This window comes from Streptomyces sp. NPDC111606 (assembly GCF_055656945.1).
In genome coordinates, this window is sequence record NZ_JBVKBY010000004.1 from 449,134 (window position 1) to 467,600 (window position 18,467).

15 protein-coding genes are annotated in these 18,467 nt (G+C 72.2%); 9 read left to right on the forward strand and 6 right to left on the reverse strand.

Going from position 1 to position 18,467, the window contains the following annotated elements:
• The first annotated feature begins 2 nt into the window (after window positions 1–2).
• Window positions 3–1,217 (forward strand): glycosyltransferase, encoded by a 1,215-nt coding sequence (locus ACZ7M7_RS17340; protein ID WP_472118023.1) that lies wholly within the window; start codon window positions 3–5, stop codon window positions 1,215–1,217.
• 66 nt (window positions 1,218–1,283) lie between these two features.
• Here ACZ7M7_RS17340 and ACZ7M7_RS17345 read toward each other — a convergent pair whose 3' ends face one another.
• The 5 genes from ACZ7M7_RS17345 to ACZ7M7_RS17365 form a co-directional block, all read right to left on the reverse strand.
• Window positions 1,284–1,946, reverse strand: a complete 663-nt coding sequence (locus tag ACZ7M7_RS17345) for a TetR/AcrR family transcriptional regulator (RefSeq protein WP_451168867.1) — start codon at window positions 1,944–1,946, stop codon at window positions 1,284–1,286.
• A gap of 70 nt (window positions 1,947–2,016) precedes the next feature.
• Entirely contained in the window at window positions 2,017–3,216 is a 1,200-nt protein-coding gene (locus ACZ7M7_RS17350) for a glycosyltransferase (RefSeq protein WP_472117444.1), read from the reverse strand.
• 9 nt (window positions 3,217–3,225) lie between these two features.
• The gene (locus tag ACZ7M7_RS17355) at window positions 3,226–4,002 is read right to left on the reverse strand and encodes a MerR family transcriptional regulator (protein ID WP_383627289.1); all 777 of its coding nucleotides are present in this window, start codon (window positions 4,000–4,002) and stop codon (window positions 3,226–3,228) included.
• Between the two features lie 62 nt (window positions 4,003–4,064).
• Complete coding sequence (locus tag ACZ7M7_RS17360) at window positions 4,065–5,924, reverse strand: endoglycosylceramidase (RefSeq protein ID WP_472117447.1); 1,860 nt, start codon at window positions 5,922–5,924, stop codon at window positions 4,065–4,067.
• 78 nt (window positions 5,925–6,002) lie between these two features.
• Window positions 6,003–7,973 carry a GTP-binding protein gene (locus ACZ7M7_RS17365; RefSeq protein ID WP_472117450.1) on the reverse strand — a complete coding sequence of 657 codons (1,971 nt, stop codon included), beginning with the start codon at window positions 7,971–7,973 and terminating at the stop codon, window positions 6,003–6,005.
• 275 nt (window positions 7,974–8,248) lie between these two features.
• Here ACZ7M7_RS17365 and ACZ7M7_RS17370 point away from each other — a divergent pair, with 275 nt between their 5' ends.
• Genes ACZ7M7_RS17370 through ACZ7M7_RS17400 form a run of 7 tightly spaced genes read left to right on the forward strand, consistent with a single transcriptional unit; the run spans window position 8,249 to window position 15,678 of the window.
• Window positions 8,249–8,719, forward strand: a complete 471-nt coding sequence (locus ACZ7M7_RS17370) for a (2Fe-2S)-binding protein (RefSeq protein ID WP_369275221.1) — start codon at window positions 8,249–8,251, stop codon at window positions 8,717–8,719.
• The gene (locus ACZ7M7_RS17375; RefSeq protein WP_472117453.1) at window positions 8,716–11,082 is read left to right on the forward strand and encodes a xanthine dehydrogenase family protein molybdopterin-binding subunit; all 2,367 of its coding nucleotides are present in this window, start codon (window positions 8,716–8,718) and stop codon (window positions 11,080–11,082) included. Before ACZ7M7_RS17370 ends, ACZ7M7_RS17375 begins: the two co-directional genes overlap by 4 nt.
• Complete coding sequence (locus tag ACZ7M7_RS17380; protein WP_427845168.1) at window positions 11,079–11,933, forward strand: FAD binding domain-containing protein; 855 nt, start codon at window positions 11,079–11,081, stop codon at window positions 11,931–11,933. The genes ACZ7M7_RS17375 and ACZ7M7_RS17380 overlap by 4 nt, the downstream gene beginning before the upstream one ends.
• Window positions 11,934–11,939: 6 nt before the next feature.
• Complete coding sequence (locus tag ACZ7M7_RS17385; protein ID WP_472118026.1) at window positions 11,940–12,824, forward strand: AAA family ATPase; 885 nt, start codon at window positions 11,940–11,942, stop codon at window positions 12,822–12,824.
• Between the two features lie 14 nt (window positions 12,825–12,838).
• A complete protein-coding gene (locus tag ACZ7M7_RS17390) occupies window positions 12,839–13,957 on the forward strand; it encodes a vWA domain-containing protein (RefSeq protein WP_472118029.1) in 1,119 nt (372 codons plus the stop codon).
• Window positions 13,950–15,050, forward strand: coding sequence for an XdhC family protein (locus ACZ7M7_RS17395; protein ID WP_472117456.1), 1,101 nt, complete (start codon window positions 13,950–13,952; stop codon window positions 15,048–15,050). Before ACZ7M7_RS17390 ends, ACZ7M7_RS17395 begins: the two co-directional genes overlap by 8 nt.
• Before the next feature lie 19 nt (window positions 15,051–15,069).
• A complete protein-coding gene (locus ACZ7M7_RS17400) occupies window positions 15,070–15,678 on the forward strand; it encodes an SRPBCC family protein (RefSeq protein ID WP_383627270.1) in 609 nt (202 codons plus the stop codon).
• A gap of 191 nt (window positions 15,679–15,869) precedes the next feature.
• Here ACZ7M7_RS17400 and ACZ7M7_RS17405 read toward each other — a convergent pair whose 3' ends face one another.
• The gene (locus ACZ7M7_RS17405) at window positions 15,870–16,370 is read right to left on the reverse strand and encodes a metallophosphoesterase family protein (RefSeq protein ID WP_472117459.1); all 501 of its coding nucleotides are present in this window, start codon (window positions 16,368–16,370) and stop codon (window positions 15,870–15,872) included.
• A 158-nt stretch (window positions 16,371–16,528) separates the two neighbouring features.
• Here ACZ7M7_RS17405 and ACZ7M7_RS17410 point away from each other — a divergent pair, with 158 nt between their 5' ends.
• A complete protein-coding gene (locus tag ACZ7M7_RS17410; RefSeq protein ID WP_472117461.1) occupies window positions 16,529–18,463 on the forward strand; it encodes a glycosyltransferase in 1,935 nt (644 codons plus the stop codon).
• The last annotated feature ends 4 nt before the right edge of the window (window positions 18,464–18,467 follow it).

Below are 18,467 nucleotides of genomic sequence, written 5' to 3' on the forward strand. Positions count from 1 at the left end.
TCATGACGGCGGGCTCCCGGGGCGATGTGGCCCCTTACACCGGACTCGGGCACGCCCTGTCCGCGGCCGGACACGAGGTCACCCTGGTCACGCACGGCTGCTTCGAGGGGCTGGTGGCGGGGTCGGGCGTGCGCTTCCATCCGATGCCGGTGGATCCACGGGCCGAGCTGGAGTCGGAGCGGGGGCGGAGTCTGCACCGCAGTGCGACCGGGCCGGGCAAGCTCGTGCGGGTGGTCCGGCTGGCGCGGGCGCTGGCCGGACGGATGACGGACGACATGCTCACCGCCGCAAGAGCCGGCGACCTCCTGCTCCTGGCGGCCTCCACCGCACCGCTGGGCCACGCGATCGCCGAGGGTCTGTCATTGCCGACCATCGACCTCCCCCTGCAACCCCTCGCTCCGACACGCGAGTTCGGGCCTCCGATGCTCGGGGGCGGCTCCTGGGGAGCTGTCGGAAACCGGGTCGCCGGACACGGCGTGAACCTCGCCATCCACCGGGTCTTCTCGGCGGCCGTACCGGACGCGCGGGCACGGCTCGGGCTGTCGCGCCGCAGGCCCCGCACCGCGGCGCGCACGGGCCGCGTCCTCCACGGCTACAGCCCGCTGGTGGTGCCCCGCCCTCGCGACTGGCAGCCGCACCTGGAAGTGACGGGCTACTGGTGGCCGTACGACGGTGAGGCTCAACTCCCGCCCGCGCTGCGGGAGTTCCTCGACGCGGGCCCGCCGCCGGTGTTCGTGGGCCTGGGCAGCGCGACCGTGCCCGATCCGGCGGCACTGAGCACCGAGGTCGTACGCGCCCTGCGCCGGGCCGGGCTGCGCGCGGTGATCCAGCGCGGCTGGGGTGGCCTGGAGGCCGCGGGCGACGACGTACTGACCATCGACGAGGTGCCGCACTCCGCGCTGTTCCCGCGCATGGCCGCCGTGGTCCACCACTGCGGTGCGGGCACGACAGGTGCCGGGCTGCGTGCCGGAGTCCCGGCCGTGCCCGTGCCGATCCAGTTCGACGAGGGCTTCTGGGCCGCCCGACTGGTCGCGCTCGGCGTGGCGCCCCGGGCCGTGCCGCTACGGAAGTTGACGGCCGAGGCGCTGACGGCGGCCGTACGGGAGGCGACCGGCGACCCCTCGTACACCCGACGTGCCCAAGCCCTGGCCGAGGGTCTGCGCGCCGAGGACGGTACGGCTGCGGTCGTCGAGGCGGTGAACCGGCTCGCGGCATGAGCCAGCGACGAGCGCACATCGTCCAGCCTTGATCCCCGTCTCGGGGACCGGCCCTGGGAACCTGCCTCAGGGACCTGCCAGCCGGGGGTCGGCCGGCTGGAGAATGCCCAGCAGGATACGGACGAGTTCGTCGACGACCTCGTCCAAGGTCGCGTCCACCCACCCCGCGCTCCAGTCGTGCAGCAGCCCGTTGACGCTGCCGATGAACGCGGTCACGGCGAGACGGTAGTCGCGTGGGGCCGCTTCTCCGCGGGCAACGGCGGACGCCACCTCCGCGCACACGAGGTCGACCCAGCGGGCACGGCGGGCGAGCCGCTGTTCCTCCAGGCGGGCACTGACGCCGACGATCTCGACGAACGTGATGCGGATGCGGCGCGGGTCGGAGGTGACGTTCGCGGCGTACTCGCGGAAGATCACGGTGGCGCGCTCGGCCAGCGGCAGGCCCCGCGCCTCGGCCACCGCCCCCAGGACGGCCTCCTCCGCCCAGGCGTTGACCTCGAGGTGGAGGGCGGTCAGGACGTCCTCGAGGGCGCGGAACTCCTCGTAGAACTGACGGGTCGACAGTCCGGCGGCCTCGCTCAGCGCAGCGACTGTCGTGCCCCGGTATCCGGGGTTGTCGCCGAAGAGTTGGAGCGCCGCGTCCAGGAAGCGTCGCCTCCGCTCCGCCTTTCGCTCCTCGGCCGACTTGCCGCCGTAACGACCGGTGGGCGCCTTGAGCCTGCCCGCCACGCTGTCCTCCCACCGCCTCGCCGACCCGACGATCAATTTTGTCGTGTACGCACTCTTGCAGAGAAGGGGCTCAGCCCAAAGCTTTCAGCACCGCACCCACTCCGTCCTCGGTCGCCATGTGCCGCGCGGCGACCGAGGCGGCACGGGCGTACGTCTGCTGCCGCACGACCCGGCCGAGGGCGTCGGCGAGCCGCTCGGCGGTGAGGGACGCGAAGGGGATCGGGTCGGTGGCCGCGCCGATCGCAGCCAGCCGGGCCGCCCAGAACGGCTGGTCCGCCGTCACCGGCACCGCAATCGCGGGCGCTCCCGCACGCAGGGCGGCAGCCGCGGTGCCCGCCCCGGCGTGATGGACGACCGCGGCCACCCTCGGGAACAGCAGTGCGTGCGGTACGTCGCCGATGGTCAGGACGTCGTCGCCGTCGGCCGCGAGCCCGGCGCTGCCCGCCTGGACGATCCCGCGCAGCCCGGCGCGGCGCAATGCCCGGACGGCGAGTTCGCTCAGGCGCTCGCCGTGGCCGGCCGCCATGCTGCCGAAGCCGATGAACACCGGGCGGGGGCCGGCCGCGAGGAAGTCCTCCACCTCGGCCGACAGCCGAAGTTCCGGTGCGACGTACGACCACCAGGGGCCGACGACATCGAGTCCAGGGCGCCAGTCGGACGGACGCGGCACCAGCGCCGTACTGAAGCCGTGCAGGACGGGCCGGTTGGCCCGCTCCTGTCGCCGGCGCATGCCGCTCGGGCCCAGGGGAGGCAGGGCGAGGCGGCGGCGCAGTGCAGTGACGGCTTCTGCGTAGACACGGTCGGTCATGCGCAGCGCGAAGCGTCCGGCGATGCGGTTGCCGAGGCGGCCGAGTGAGCGGGTTCCCATGACGGTGGGCGGGAAGTCGCCGGTCGGGGCGGTGGGCTGGAGGTAGGCGCCGATCGTCTGGATACGCATGGCTTCGGCCACGTGCAGGCCGAGCGGTGCGGTGGTGGTGGACAGGAGGAGCAGGTCCGTGCCCGGGTCCACCGCGTCGGCGAAGCCGTGTCCGAGCTCGGTGACGAACGCGGCGGCGTTGCGCATCAGTTCGCGTCGGCCCTGAACCCCGCCTGGGACGTGGGGGCGGCTGGGCAGGCTCCGGCAGCGCAGGCCGGCCTCCCGTACCAGCGGCGCGAAGGCGTCGGTCGTGGCGAGGGTGACGTCGTGTCCGGCCTCGCGCAGGCCCGCTCCCAGCCCCGTGTACGGCGCGACGTCGCCGCGTGATCCGGCGGCGGCGATCAGGATCCTCATCCGTCCTCCTCAATGGTCGCGCCGGCGGCCCGCGTTCGCATGGACGGCCTTGCAGAGATAAGCGGCGAGTCCGGGCCGCTGCTGCGAGGGCGGTACGACGAGCGCGAAGGCGCGCGGATCGGTGGCGAAGTCGTCCGCGATGCGCCGGTGCATGTCGGGGGGACAGGTGGTGAACCATCGGGCGATGTGCAGCCGGTGCTCCTCGGCGAGGTCCATGGCACGCTCGCCGTCGGCGGGTTCGCCCTCGTCGAAGGCGGCGAGCAACTCGCCACGCCAGGCGGCGGCCTCGCCCATGAGCTGCCGCCAGTCCTCCTTGGTATGGGCGGCTGCGCGGGCCATGGACTCCCGCTGTCCCGCCGAGTCCTGCCACTTGAGCTGGGCCTCGGTGGCGTAGCTGAGGTCGAAGCCGATCTCGCCGAAGACCTCGAAACGTTCGGCGGGGGTCAGCTCCACGCCCGTCCGCTGGACCTCGATGGCCTGTTCGGCGACCTCGGCCAGTCGCTGGAGTCGCCCGATCTCCTCGCTCAACTGCCGCAGCCGGGCCTGGAGATGCTCCAGGGCGTTCGCCTGCGGGTCCTTGAGGATCTCGGCGATCTCGTCGAGCGAGAAGCCGAGTTCGCGGTAGAAGAGGATCTGCTGGAGCCGCGCCAGGTCGGTGTCGCCGTACAGGCGGTAACCGGCGCCGCTGCGGCCACCGGGCGAGAGCAGTCCCGCCCGGTCGTAGTGGTGCAGCGTGCGCACGGTCACCCCGGCGAAGGCCGCGACCTGTCCCACGGAGTAGCTCATTCACCTGCCCTTTCGTCGGAGTAAAGGGTGCGGCCTGACGTAAGGGGAGGGTCAAACAGGTCCTATCCGATGGTCCGCGCGGCCCACGCGGAGAGCTCGGACCGTGCGGCGTTCAGCACCGTGGCCGACGGGCTGTTCGCTCCGTTCGTCACCAGCGCGTAGTGCAGTACGCCGGAGTCCGGGTCGGTGAGCAGCAGGCGGCGGCTGCCGGTGCCGCCCGGTTCCGCGGCCACGCCGATCGGGGTCGTCGAGGTGTACGACGGCGGGGCGTGTGCCGCGCCCAAGTCGGAGACCACCGTGGTGGACCCGGTCGGGAAGGATGCCGGCAGGTGCAGTTCGGTCGGTGCCGTGCCGGTGTTGGAGCGCCACACGAGCAGCCCGTACTGTCCCGACCCCACCAGCTGTGCCACGTTCGGCAGCGAGCTGGGCACCGGGTTCCAGGTCAGGGTGGTGGTGCCGTCCCGAGAGCGATCCTCGTAGGTGAAGGCGACGGTCGTGCCGGACGTCGCGCCCGGGTAGACGCGGTCGAGCAGCCGGGCGTCCTGGCGGAGCACGGGCGTGCCCGAGTCGTCGAGGCGTACGGCGGAGAGGTCCTCGTCGTTCCAGGCGTCCCCGGCGCTGAGGACCTTGTCGGGGTTGCCGTTCATCAGCTCGTGGTGGCGGCCGTTGTAGATGTCCCACTGCCACTGCGAACCGGAGAGCACGGGGCCGGAGCCGGCGGGGCTCGACCACCAACTCGCGCCCGGTACACGGGAGTCGAGGGCCTGGTACATCGCCTTGAGCACGGTCGGCGCCTTGTCGGAGACCGAGCCCGCCAGCGGATGGCCGAACTCGCTGACGATCGCGGGCGTGCGGGTGGCCGCGGCGCGGTCGCGGACGGTCCCGAAGTCACCGGCGTACTGACCGTCCTGGGCCTTGCCCCACATGAAGATGCCGGAGATGGCCTTCTGGTCGTAGAAGTGGGTGTTGAAGACGTACCGCGGTCCGAGTGTGCCGGCGTCGAGCAGTCCGCCCTCCTGCTTCTGGAAGTCGAGGTTGGCGTTCCAGAAGAGGTTCGGCTCGGCGAACAGCGGCTTGTCCTGCCAGCCTGCCGCGTCCATGCGGGCCCGGAACTTCTCGTAGAACGGCCACAGCACGTCGCGTTCCCAGGTGCGGCTGGTCTGGCCGGAGTCGTGGACGCCCGCGTGCGGCTCGTTGTAGGGGTCGAAGCCGACGACGCCCGCGAACTCGCCATCGGAGACGTTCTGTTCGATGTACGCCATCGTCCTCTGGGCAGTGGTCAGGAAGGCGTCCTGGAGTCCGTACTCGTTGTGCCAGAAGTCGTACGACGCCTGCTTCACAGCCTCGTTCTGGGTGATGTTCTGCCCCCAGAAGAGGCAGATCCCGCAGTTCTCGTCCGGGTAGTTCCCGAGGTCGACGGCCCACTTGGGGGCGCCGTCGCCCGTGTACCAGGAGTCGGGGTCGAACAGGTACCGGGAGTAGAGGTCCTGGTGGAAGTCGGGATAGACGCGGATGCCGGCGTCCAGGAAGGCACGCATCTGGGCGGTGGCGGCGGCCAGATACGTGGTGTCGACCTGGCCGCGTACGGGTTCCGCGTAGGCCCAGGACAGCAGGAAGCGGACCGAGTTGCCGCCGCCGAGGGCGCGCAGCGCGATCGCGGACTTCTTCGCGTCGGCGACCGAGGCGAAGGGGAGTCCGCCGTTCTCGGCCAGTTTCGTCTCGCCGGAGACGTTGTAGCCGCGCAGCACGACCTCGCGGCCGTGGCCGTCGGTGAAGCGGCCGTTCTGGACGGTGAGGGGCGTTTCGTCGAACCACAGGGAGCCGGGAAGGGTGGCGGCGGTGGCGGGCGCGGGGCCCGCCACCGTCAGGGATCCGAAGAGGACGACCAGGACAACGAACAGACGCGTCCGGATGTTCCGCATGTCCACTACAGTCCGGTGATATCACGACACAGTCAACACCCCTGACTCTGGAGTAAGTTCCGTCCCTGCTGTCACTTTTCAGCCGCCGACCCTGCGCGTCAGGTTCAGCAGGTACTCCTTCCGGTTCAGCGGGTTGAAGTCGGTGCGCCGACGCTCCGGGAGCGTGCCGCGCGCGGCCGGTGCATAGTGGTCGAAGGCGCTCTCCAGCTCGCCCTCGCCGCGCGTCAGGCCGGGCAGTTGCTGCTCCAGCTCGTGCACGTGGGCCGCGGGCACCGATCCCTCCAGGACGCAGGAGGCACCGCGTGACTCGGTCGTCTGCGGCACCGCGCGCAGCCTGGCGAACACCGGCAGCAGGGCCGCCAGGGTGTCGGTCGGGGCCTCGACGCGGAAGCGGTGCATCGGCTCGTGGACCTCGGTGCCCGCCCGGCGCAGGGCCTCGATCAGGACCAGCGGCGTCAGGCCCCGGAAGTCGTAGCCGGTGCTGGACATGCTCTTGTCGAAGCCCTGGTGGGCGTGGCTCTGCCGGGGCGAGTAGCCGGAGTGGGTCATGGTGACCGTGCAGTCGGGGACCTCCCAGCCGTGCAGGCCCTGGCCGAGGGACTCGCGGACGGTGTCCTCGACGGCTTTGAAGAAGGCGTACGGCATCGAGCCGAGCTCCACCTCCAGCCGGAAGGCCACGCCGGCGCCGACCGGGGCGGGGTCGACGCGCAGGCCGACCGTGGCGAGGAAGGGGTTGTCGTCCTTCTTGTTGAACTCGACCGCCGCGCCCGGGCCGACCGGCCGCTCGATGCACAGCGGGGTCGTCCGACGGAACGTGACGTCCAGGCCGAACTCCTCGGCGAGCGTGACCTGGATGACCTCCTTCTGCACCTCGCCGTAGAGGGAGACGAAGGTCTCCTGCCGCACCTCGTCATGGCGCAGGCCGATGAGCGGGTCCTGTTCGGCCAGCAGGGTGAGCGCGCGGTGCAGGGCCCGCCGGTCCGTGTCGCCGGCCGGGACGACGACCGATTCGAGGGTGGGCGGAGCGAAGAAGTGGCCGTACGCCTTGCGCGGTTCGCCGATGGCGTCGCCGATCCTGATGTCGGCCAGGCCCCACAACTTGGCGATCCGGCTGGCCGGCACCGAGTCGTCCCGGACGTCGATGCCCTGGTCGAACACGCTGATGGCGGTGATCCGCCCCTCGGCTCCGGCCTCGTCGAAACGGATCCGGTCGCGGGTGCGCAGAGTGCCGGAGAACAGCCGCGCGTAGGCGACCTTCTCCCCCGCCGGCCCACGCTCGACCTTGAAGACGGTGCCCGAGACCGGCCCGTCCGGGTCGCCGTCGGCGGCGGGCAGCAGCTGCTTGATCCCCTCGATCAGCGTGGCGACCCCTGCGCCGGTGATGGCCGAGCCGAAGTACACCGGGTGGACGAGGGCCTGCCGGGTCTGCTCGGCGAGGGCGGCGCCGAGCCGGTCGTGGGAGACGGTGTCCTCGACGTACGCCGTCAGCAGCGCGTCGTCGTGGCCGGAGAGGACGTCGAGCGCCGACGAGCCGGGGCCGGGGAGGAAGCGGGCCTCGCGGGTGCCGAGGCCGTCGGTCGTCCCCATCGGTACGACGGCCGCGGTCAGCCGCTGCGAGATGGCGCGCAGGACGGCGTCGTGGCGCGCCCCGCGTCGGTCGATCTTGTTGACGAACACGAGGGTGGGGATGCGCAGCCGCTGCAGGGTGCGCATCAGCACGCGGGTCTGCGGCTGGACGCCCTCGACGGCGGAGACGACCAGCACGGCGCCGTCCAGGACGCCGAGCACCCGCTCCACCTCGGCGATGAAGTCCGGGTGGCCGGGGGTGTCAATGAGGTTGACCGTCACGTCGTCGAGCGCGAAGGAGACGACGGCGGACTTGATGGTGATGCCGCGCTGCCGCTCCAGCGCGAGGGAATCGGTCCGCGTGTTCCCGGCGTCGACGCTGCCGATCTCGTCGATCACGCCCGCCGTGTGCAGCAGGCGTTCGGTCAGGCTGGTCTTACCGGCGTCGACATGGGCGAGGATCCCGAGGTTGAGCAAATGCACGAAGCGTCATGTCCTTCGATGAGGGGGTCGTTCCTTCCTGGGGGGACATGAACGCAGTGCGCATCGGGGCTCCTCTGTGCGTGACGAAGGGTCCCGTTCGCGTGCCGACGGGCCACGTGCAGTGCAGCAGGATCGACCCCGCACCGGCAATGGATTAACGCTCAACGAACGCTGCCGCAGCACTCGCCGTGACACCGCAGCCGCCATAGAGTGACGTACATCACGCCCGGCCGATGTTTCCCTCTCTACATCTCCACTCGGCCTCTGGAGGGCACATGACTCACATCTCGGTGAAGGTGGACGGCACGACGTACGAGGACGACGTGGAGCCCCGCCTCCTCCTGATCCACTACCTGCGTGACCGTCTCGGTCTGACCGGCACTCCGATCGGGTGTGACACCTCGAACTGCGGCACCTGCACGGTCGAGCTGGACGGCACGGCGGTCAAGAGCTGCACCGTGCTCGCCGTCCAGGCGGACGGGAGCGAGGTGACCACCATCCAGGGACTCGCCCACGACGGCGAGTGGACGGCCCTGCAGCGGACGTTCCACGAGCGGCACGCGCTGCAGTGCGGCTACTGCACCCCGGGGATGATCATGGCGGCCCGCGATCTGCTGCGTGAGCACCCGCACCCCACGCCGGACGAGGTCCGCCACGGCCTGGAGGGCAACATCTGCCGCTGCACCGGCTACCAGAACATCGTCCGGGCCGTCCTGGACGCCTCCGAGGAGGAGGTCACGGCATGAGCGAGACCGTCGAACGCGAGGTCGGCCGTGCCCGGTACCGCAAGGAGGACGCCCATCTGATCACCGGGCAGACCAACTGGACCGACAACATCAGCGTCAACGGACTGCTGCACCTGGCGATTCTGCGCAGCCCGATGGCCCACGCCCGCATCGACCGCGTCGACGTCTCGGCGGCCCTCGAACGACCCGGCGTCATCGCCGCGTTCAGCGGACGCGACGTCGCGCAGGCGATGGGCTCGCTGCCGTGCGCCTGGCCGGTCGCCGAGGGCACCGTGGTGCCGGACCATCCCCCGATCGCGGTCGACGAGGTGCGCTACGCCGGCGACCCGGTGGCCGTTGTGGTGGCCCGCGACCGGTACACGGCCGCCGACGCGCTGGAGGCCATCGAGGTCGACTACACCCCGCTGCCCGCCGCCCTGGACATCGAGGGGGCGCTCGCGGACGACGCGCCGCTGGTCCACTCCGACAAGGGCACCAACCGCTGCTACGACTACCGCACGTCCGACGGCGACTACGCGGCCGCCAAGGCCGAGGCGGACATCGTCCTGACCCGTCGCTACCACCAGCAGCGCCTCATCCCGACCGCGATGGAGCCGCGCGCGGTCGTGGTCACCCCGCTCGCCGCGTCCGGCGACTTCACCCTCTACTCCTCCACCCAGGTCCCGCACGTCCTGCGGGTCCTGCTCGCCGTCACCACCGGCATCCCGGAGAACAAGATCCGCGTCGTCGCCCCCGACGTCGGCGGCGGATTCGGCTCGAAACTCCAGGTGTACGGCGAGGAAGTGATCACCCTCGTGCTGGCCAAGCGCCTCGGCCGGCCGCTGAAGTGGACCGAGTCCCGCTCCGAGGCCAACGTCGCCACCCACCACGGCCGCAGCCAGGTCCAGGACATCGAGGTCGCCGCCCGCAGCGACGGCACCCTGCTGGGCCTGAAGGTCTCACTGCTGGCCGACATGGGCGCCTACCTGATGCTGCTCAGCCCCGGCATCCCGATCCTCGGCGCCTCCATGTACCCGGCGATCTACAAGATGGGCGCCTACGAGTTCTCCTGCACCGGCGTCTTCACCGACCGCACCCCGATCGACGCCTACCGCGGAGCCGGCCGCCCGGAGGCGACGTACGCGATCGAGCGGATCATGGACGACCTGGCCGCCGAACTCGGCATGGACCCGGTCGACCTGCGGCGCCACAACTGGATCCGGCACGACGAGTTCCCGTACACGACGATCGCGGGGCTCACCTACGACAGCGGCAACTACGAGGCCGCCACCGACAAGGCGCTCGCCCTGTTCGACTACGACAAGCTGCGCGCCGAGCAGGCCGACCGCGTCGACCACGCGGACACCGTCCGCCTCGGCATCGGCGTCTCCACGTACACCGAGATGTGCGGCCTCGCCCCGAGCCGCTGGCTGGGCGAGATGAACTACGCGGCGGGCGGCTGGGAGGCGGCGAACATCCGGGTGCTGCCCACCGGCAAGGTCGAGATCATCACCGGGACCAGCCCGCACGGCCAGGGCCATGTGACGTCCTGGAGCCAGATCGCCGCCGACGTCCTCGGGGTGCCCTTCGACGACATCGAGGTGATGCACGGCGACACCGTGCTGGCGACCCACGGCATGGACACCTACGGCTCGCGCTCGCTGGTCACCGGGGGCGTCGCCGTCCACGAGGCGGCACGCAAAGTGGTGGACAAGGCCCGCAAGGTCGCAGCGCACATGCTGGAGGCCAACGAGGCGGACCTCGACTTCAAGGACGGCGCCTTCACCGTCAAGGGCTCGCCCGAGGCGAGCAAGACCATCCAGGAGGTGGCCTTCGCGACCTTCTCCTCGCACGACCTGCCCGACGGCATGGAACCGTCGATCAACGCCGAGCACGTCCTGGACCCCGACACGTTCTCGTTCCCACACGGCACCCACCTGTGCGCGGTCGAGGTCGACACCGAGACGGGCGCCGTGCACATCCGGTCGTACGTGTGCGTCGACGACGTCGGCAAGGTGATCAACCCGGTGATCGTCGAGGGGCAGCTGCACGGCGGGATCGCCCAGGGCATCGCGCAGGCGCTGTACGAGGAGGCCGTGTACGACGAGGAGGGCAACCTGGTCACCGGCACACTGGCCGACTATCTCGTGCCGGGCGCCCCCGACCTGCCCGAGTTCGTCACCGACCGCACCGAGACTCCGTCGACCTCCAACCCGCTGGGCGTCAAGGGGGTCGGCGAGACGGGCACGATCGCCTCGACGCCGGCCGTGGTCAACGCGGTCGTGGACGCCCTGCGTCCGTTCGGCGTCCGGGACATCCGGATGCCGTGCACTCCCGAGCGGGTCTGGCAGGCCGTTCGGTCCGGGAAGGAGGCGTCGGCATGATTCCCCCCGCATTCGACTACGCCCGTCCCAGCAGCGTCGACGAGGCGGTGCGCACGCTCGCCGACGCGGGCGAGGACGCCAAGGTGCTGGCCGGCGGGCAGAGCCTGCTGCCGCTGATGAGGCTGCGGCTGGCATTCCCGGAACTGGTCGTGGACGTCAACCGGATCCCCGAACTGCGCGGCGTCCGCGAGGACGGTGACACGCTGGTCATCGGCGCGATGACCACCCACCACGACGTCATCGCGGATCCCCTGGTCCGGCGGCACGCCGGGCTGCTGGCAGCCGCCACCTCGACGGTCGCGGACCCTGCCGTACGGCATCGCGGCACCCTCGGTGGCTCGCTCGCGCACGCCGACCCGGCCGGTGACCTGCCCGCGGTGGTGCTGGGGATGGACGGTGAGCTGGTGGCGCAAGGGCCGCGTGGGCGGCGCACGATCCCGGCGCGGGAGTTCTTCGTCGACTATCTCCAGACCGCGCTGGAGCCCGACGAGCTGCTCGTCGAGGTCCGGATCCCGAAGGCGGACGGCTGGGGCTTCCGCTACGAGAAGTTCCACCGGATCGCCCAGGCCTGGCCGATCGTGGGGGTGGCCGCGCTGGTGCGGCGCGACGACGGGCACATCGCCGAGGCACGGGTCGCGCTGACCAACATGGGCACCACCCCCTTGCGCGCCGCGGCCGCCGAGGAGGCGCTCTCCGGCGCCGGGGACCCGGACGCCGTCGCGCGGGCCGCCCAGGAGGCGGCGCAGGGCACCAGGCCGTCCCGGGATACCTCGGCCTCACCCGAGTACAGGGCGCATCTGGCCCAGGTGCTCACCAAGCGGGCGGTGCTGGCGGCCGCCGGGATGGGGTGAGCGACGATCACCGCACTGGACGGCCCGGAGCAGGTGCGGGCCCGCCTGGAGGAGACGGGGTACCTCGTCGACGACGGGCTGGCCATCGCCTGCTTCCTGGCCCTGCGGCTCGGCCGGCCGCTGTTCTGCGAGGGCGACGCGGGCGTCGGCAAGACCGCGCTCGCCTCCGCCCTCGCCGAGGCGCTCGACGCGCCGCTGATCCGGTTGCAGTGCCATGAGGGCATCGACGCCTCGCAGGCCCTGTACGACTGGGACTTCCCGCGTCAGCTGCTGCATCTGCGGGCCGCCGAGGCCGTCGGGGTGACCGATGCGGACCGGCTGGAGGGCGAGCTGTACGACCGGCGGTTCCTGGTGGCACGACCGCTGCTCAGGGCGCTGCAGACACAGCCGTCGGTGCTGCTGATCGACGAGATCGACCGGGCCGACGACGAGTTCGAGGCGTTCCTGCTGGAGCTGCTGTCGGAGTTCTCGGTCACCATCCCCGAGCTCGGCACCCTGCGGGCCGAGGAGCCGCCGGTGGTCGTGCTGACCTCCAACCGCACCCGCGAGGTGCACGACGCGCTGAAGCGGCGCTGCCTGTACCACTGGTTCGAGCATCCCGGCTTCGCCCGCGAACTGGCCATCGTGCGGCGGCGGTTGCCGGAGGTGTCGGCCCGCCTTGCCGAGCAGGTGACCGCGCTGGTGCAGGAGCTGCGCGGGCACGACCTGCTCAAGCCTCCCGGTGTCGCCGAGACCATCGACTGGGCCGAGGCCCTGGACGCGCTGGGTGCGGACGAGGTGGACGCGGAGCTGGCGGTGGCCACGCTCGGGTCGGTGCTGAAGTACCGGGAGGACGCGGAACGGGCACGGGGGCTGGACCTCGCGGCGGTGCTCGCGGCACGAGGGGCGTGACTGCGGTGAGGAACCTGACCGGGGCACTCGCCGCGGACGCCGCGCTCCTCGGCTTCGCGCGTGCGCTGCGCGCGGCGGGCGTCGACGCCGACGCCGAGCGCGTGCACGCCTTCCTGTCCGCGGTGGACGTCCTGCGCCCGGGGATGCGGGCGGACGTGTACTGGGCGGGGCGGCTGACGCTGTGCGGGGACCGCGACGACCTGGAGCGGTACGAGCGGGTGTTCGCCGCGTACTTCGGTGACGGTGGGTGGGCCGGCCGTACGGCGTCCGCTCCTCCCCCGCCTCGCCTGCGTCTGGTCGTCAGCGGCGGCACCGGCACCGCGACACGCGCCGAGCGCGAGCACGAAGCGCCGCCGGCGGCCTCCCTCGCCAGCGCCGCCGAGGTTCTGCGGCACCGCGACGTCGCCGATCTGGACGCCGCCGAGCGCGAGCAGGTGCGCCGGCTGCTGGCCGCGTTCGCGTTGCGCGGTGCGGCACGGCGCTCCGCACGCCGCAGTCCGGCCCGGCGCGGCGAGGTAGATCCGCACCGGACGGTGCGGGAGCTGCTGCGGCGCGGCGGGGAGCCCGCGCGTCTGCGGCGGCACGCACGCACCGAGCGGCCCCGCCGGGTGGTGCTGCTCGTGGACGTGAGCGGCTCCATGTCGCCGTATGCGGACGCGCTCCTGCGCTTCGCGCACGCAGCCGCCCGAGGCAGCCGTACGGAGGTGTTCACGATCGGCACCCGGCTGACCCGGGTGACCCGGGAGCTGGCGCACCGGGACCCCGACCTGGCCATGGCGGCGGTCGCGGCGGCGGTGCCCGACTGGCGCGGGGGTACCCGGCTGGGTGAGCTGCTGCGGGCGTTCCTGGACCGCTGGGGGCAGCGCGGCATGGCGCGCGGTGCGATCGTGGTCTTGCTGTCCGACGGCTGGGAGCGTGGCGATCCGGAGCTGCTCGCGGCCCAGATGCGCCGCCTGCACCGGCTGGCGCACCGGGTGATCTGGGCCAACCCGCGCAAGGCGCGCCCCGGTTACGCGCCCCTGGCGGCCGGGATGGCGGCCGCCCTGCCGAGCGTGGACGCCTTCGTCGAGGGGCACAGCCTGGCCGCCCTGGAGCGGCTGGCGGCGGTGGTGAGAGGAGCGGACGATGCGTGAGATTCTCCCGGTGATCAGCCCCTGGTACGCGGCCCGGGTGCCGTTCGGACTCGCCACCGTGGTCGCCACCAGCCGCAGCGCCCCGCGCGGCCCCGGGGCCGCGATGGCGGTGGGCCCCGACGACGAGGTCGTGGGCAGCGTGTCCGGCGGCTGTGTCGAGGGGGCCGTCTTCGAACTCGCGCAGGAGGTGGTGGCGAGCGGCGAGGCGCGGCTGGAGACCTTCGGCTACAGCGACGAGGACGCCTTCGAGGTCGGGCTCACCTGCGGCGGCGAGATCACCCTGCTGGTACGTCCCATGACGGCCGCCTCGGATCCGTCCTTCGGCGAGGTCGCGGAGACGGTCGCGGCGGGGCGTCCGGTGACCGTGGCGACGGTGACCGACGGGCCCGCGCCGCGCGGGGCGACACTCGCCGTGTGGCCGGACCGCGTCGCGGGCACGCTCGGCGCGCCCGGCCTGGACGTGGCCGTCACCGCCGACGCGCGTGGCGAACTCGCCCTCGGCGCCACGGGCCTCAGGCACTACGGCCCGCACGGCGAGCGCCGCGAGGACGCGGTCTCCGTCTTCCTGCACTCCTTCGCACCGCCGCCGCGGATGCTGGTGTTCGGCGCGATCGACTACGCGGCCTCGGTCGCCCGCATCGGCGACTTCCTCGGCTATCGGGTCACGGTGTGCGACGCCCGCCCGGTCTTCGCCACACCGAAGCGCTTCCCCGCCGGCGTCGAGGTGGTCGTGGACTGGCCGCACCGCTATCTGAGCGGCACCGACACCGACGAACGCACGGTGATCTGCGTGCTCACCCACGACCCGAAGTTCGACGTGCCGCTGCTGGAGGAGGCGCTGCGCCGTCCGGCGGCGTACATCGGCGCGATGGGCAGCCGCCGTACCCACGAGGACCGGATGAAGCGGCTGACCGAAGCCGGGCTCGGCGAGGCCGAGTTGGCCCGGCTGCGCTCCCCCGTCGGGCTCGACCTCGGCGCCCGTACGCCCGAGGAGGTCGCCGTGTCCGTCGCCGCCGAGATCGTCGCCCTGCGGTGGGGCGGCACGGGAGCCCCGCTGACGGCCACGGCGGGCGCGATCCACCCATCGTCGTAGCACCCGGTTGGAGGAAGTCATGGAGCTGCACCACGAGTTCACCGTCCCCGTCCCGGTCGACGAGGCCTGGCGCACGCTCCTCGACATCGAGCGCATCGCGCCCTGCATGCCCGGGGCGAGCGTCGAGGAGTACGACGGCAGGACCGTGACCGGTGCGGTGAAGGTCAAGGTGGGTCCGATCACCGTGGCCTACAAGGGCACCGCGGTCTTCGAGGAGCAGGACGGGACGGCACACCGCATGGTGCTGATCGCGAGCGGCCGCGAGACGCGCGGGCAGGGCACCGCACGGGCCACGATGACCGGCACGCTGAGCGAGCGCGACGACGGGACGGCCGTGTCGGTGGACACCGATCTCACCGTGACCGGGCGGCCGGCGCAGTTCGGGCGCGGGGTGATGGCCGAGGTGGGCGACAGGCTGGTCGGGCAGTTCGCCACGTGTCTGTCGGAGCGGCTGACCGAGCCTGCACAGAGTGCCTTGGTTACCGAGGATGAGGTCGAACAGCCGCTCGACCTGATCCGCACGGCCGGAGCGCCGGTGGCGAAGCGGGCGGGGGCGGCCGTGGCGGCGGTCGGGGTGGTGCTGGTACTGGTGCGCCTGTTGCGGGGGCGGCGGACGCGTCGCAGGTGAACTCGGGCGTCGACCGACTCCCGAGCGACCCGGAATCAGGTGTGTAAGGCGGACGCGAAGGGGTAGGTGGCGACACAAGGAGGCCTGAGAGCCCCCGAACAACGCCTCTGAGCGGGAAGGAGGTCCATGACAGCGCATCGCAGCGCCCGGGCCGCTTCCCTGCACACGGAGCGGCCCGGATCTTTTTGAGCTCAGCGCGGCGGCAGCCGGTGCAGCTCCACGTCCCCGAGCCCGCCCCCCGTCACGGTCGCCGTCATGTAGGTGCAGTGGGGCTGGCGGCGGCGATCCGTCGGAGAGCCCGGATTGAGCAGGCGCAGACCGGTGGGGGCCGTGGTGTCCCAGGGGATGTGGCTGTGGCCGAAGACCAGGACGTCGAGGTCGGGGAACCTGGCCGCGCAGCGCGCCTCACGCCCCTGGGCGGGGCCGGTCTCGTGGACCACGCCGAAGCGCAGGCCGTCCAGCTCGGCGTACGCCACCTCGGGCAGCCGGGCACGCAGGTCCGGTCCGTCGTTGTTGCCGTGCACGCCGATGAGTCGGGCGCTGCGGCTCTCCAACAGGTCGAGCGTGGCCGAATCGACCCAGTCCCCGGCGTGGAACACGACGTCGGCGCGCGGGAGTTCGGCCAGCAGCGGAGCGGGCAGCGCCTTGGCGCGTTTGGGCAGGTGGGTGTCGGACATCAGCAGCAGGCGCACCCCCTCAGGCTAGCGGCGCAGACGCTCTTCGGCCCGGTTCCCGGCGCCTGGTCGGCACGGTTGAGCGGTGGACAAACCCGGTGTCAGGGTTAGCATTTGGCCACGAGCGCCGTAATGTGACGCAAACGCCCAGCGACCCCTAGGGGGCTCGGAGACCGATGCCGGTCAAGGTCAGCGTGGTCGTCCCCGTGTACAACCCGGGGGTTTATGTCGAGGACTGCATCAAGTCGCTGCTGCGGCAGTCGCTGCCTCCGGACGAGTACGAAGTGATCTTCGTCGACGACGGTTCCACCGACGACACGCCGGCCCGGCTCGACACGCTGGCCGCCGCGGAGCCCCGGGTGACCGTCGTTCACCAGGAGAACTCCGGCTGGTCCGGCAAGCCCCGCAACGTCGGCATCGCCGCCGCCCGGGGCGAGTACGTGATGTTCGTGGACAACGACGACTACGTCGGCGACGAGGCCCTTGAGCGGATGTACGACTACGGCGTCGCCAACGGCGCGGATGTCGTGGTCGGCAAGATGGCCGGCAAGGGCCGCGGTGTGCCGGTGGAACTGTTCCGCCGCAACCACCCGCGCGCCACCGTCGAGAACGCGCCGCTGATCGACAGCCTCACCCCGCACAAGATGTTCCGCCGCGCCTTCCTCGACGACATCGGCCTGCGTTTCCCCGAGGGCAGGCGGCGGCTGGAGGACCACGTCTTCGTCACCGAGGCCTTTCTGCGGGCGAGCAACGTCTCGGTGCTCAGCGACTACGTCTGCTACTACCACGTCCGACGGGACGACGCCTCGAACGCCGGCTTCCAGCGCTTCGACCCGGGCGGCTACTTCAAGAACCTCCGCGAGGCCCTGGACGTCGTCGAGCGGTACACCGAGCCGGGGCCGCTGCGCGACCGGCTCTTCCGGCGCTGGCTGCGGGTGGAGATGGTCGAGCGGATGCGCGCCCGGCGGATGCTCGCCCTGCCGGCGGACTATCGCCGGGACCTGTTCGAGGAGATCCACCAGGTCGTCGTGGAGCGCTTCGGTCCCGGTGTCGCGGCCGGGCTGCAGCCGACGCAGCAGGTCGTCGCCGCGCTGATCGCCGCGGATCGGTACGACGACGTCGAGGCCTTCGCCGCATGGGAGGCCGGCATCGCCCTCACGGCCGTCCCCGAGCGCGTGGCGTGGGAGAACGGCACGCTGCGGGTCGCCTTCACCGCCGAGTTCGCGTCCGCCGGTGAGCCGATGACCTTCGCCGCCGCGACGGCCCGTACGCCTCTCGACGGCCCGCCCGGGGACCTGGCCGCGGCCGTCGCATGGGTGGGCGCCGACACCGTCGACCGGTTCGACAAGGCCACGGCGGACCTGCTGGTGCGCGAGCGTGCCAGTGCCGCCCAGTACTTCCAGCCGGTGCAGTTCACCCGGGAGGAGGTGCCGGCCGGCGACGACGGCCGGGTCCGGCTGGTCCTGCGGGCGACCGCCGCCGTGGACCCCGCCGGCCTCACCCGCGACGGCCTGTGGGACGCCCTCGTCCGCGTCAAGCTGGGCGGCTGGACCAAGGAGTGCCGCCTGGGCCCGGCCCCGCGGGGCAACCGCCCCACGCCGTACGCCGCTGTGGCCGACGGCCATGTGGTCCTGCCGTACTGGACGTCACCGCACGCCCATCTCGCCCTCGACGTCGACCGCGCGACCCACCGCGTCGGCCTGGGCGCGCTCGCCCCGGCCGGGGTCACGCTCTCGGGCAACCGCCTGCGCGCACAGCTCCCCCTGCACGTCCCCGACGACGGCGCCGAGGTGACGCTCCGGCTCACCGCGTCCGGCACATCCCACGAGGTTCCCGCCACGCTGTCCCCGCACGAGGCGGGGGCGCTGCTGGCGGCCGTGCTGCCGCTCGGCCAGCGGAGAGGGGGGACTTGGCGGGCGGCGCTCGGCGTGCCGGGGCCGCGCTTTCTGCCGCTGCCCTTCGCTCTGCGCTCCGGGGCCGGCGGAGTGCACGTGGTGCAGGCGCCTCGCCCCGGTGCGCTACGACGTCTCTCCCGCAGGGCACGACGCAGGCTCGGTACGGCCCTGGGGCGGACGACGGCCCGGCTGCGGGCCCTTGCCACGAGGAGGTGAGGAC

What these genes read in the sequence shown, in the direction of transcription:
- ACZ7M7_RS17355 (WP_383627289.1), bottom strand. Translation starts at nt 4,002, where the DNA reads ATGAGCTACTCCGTGGGACAGGTCGCGGCCTTCGCCGGGGTGACCGTG.
- ACZ7M7_RS17340 (WP_472118023.1), top strand. Translation starts at nt 3, where the DNA reads ATGACGGCGGGCTCCCGGGGCGATGTGGCCCCTTACACCGGACTCGGG.
- ACZ7M7_RS17395 (WP_472117456.1), top strand. Translation starts at nt 13,950, where the DNA reads ATGCGTGAGATTCTCCCGGTGATCAGCCCCTGGTACGCGGCCCGGGTG.
- ACZ7M7_RS17400 (WP_383627270.1), top strand. Translation starts at nt 15,070, where the DNA reads ATGGAGCTGCACCACGAGTTCACCGTCCCCGTCCCGGTCGACGAGGCC.
- ACZ7M7_RS17380 (WP_427845168.1), top strand. Translation starts at nt 11,079, where the DNA reads ATGATTCCCCCCGCATTCGACTACGCCCGTCCCAGCAGCGTCGACGAG.
- ACZ7M7_RS17370 (WP_369275221.1), top strand. Translation starts at nt 8,249, where the DNA reads ATGACTCACATCTCGGTGAAGGTGGACGGCACGACGTACGAGGACGAC.
- ACZ7M7_RS17360 (WP_472117447.1), bottom strand. Translation starts at nt 5,924, where the DNA reads ATGCGGAACATCCGGACGCGTCTGTTCGTTGTCCTGGTCGTCCTCTTC.
- ACZ7M7_RS17350 (WP_472117444.1), bottom strand. Translation starts at nt 3,216, where the DNA reads ATGAGGATCCTGATCGCCGCCGCCGGATCACGCGGCGACGTCGCGCCG.
- ACZ7M7_RS17410 (WP_472117461.1), top strand. Translation starts at nt 16,529, where the DNA reads ATGCCGGTCAAGGTCAGCGTGGTCGTCCCCGTGTACAACCCGGGGGTT.
- ACZ7M7_RS17375 (WP_472117453.1), top strand. Translation starts at nt 8,716, where the DNA reads ATGAGCGAGACCGTCGAACGCGAGGTCGGCCGTGCCCGGTACCGCAAG.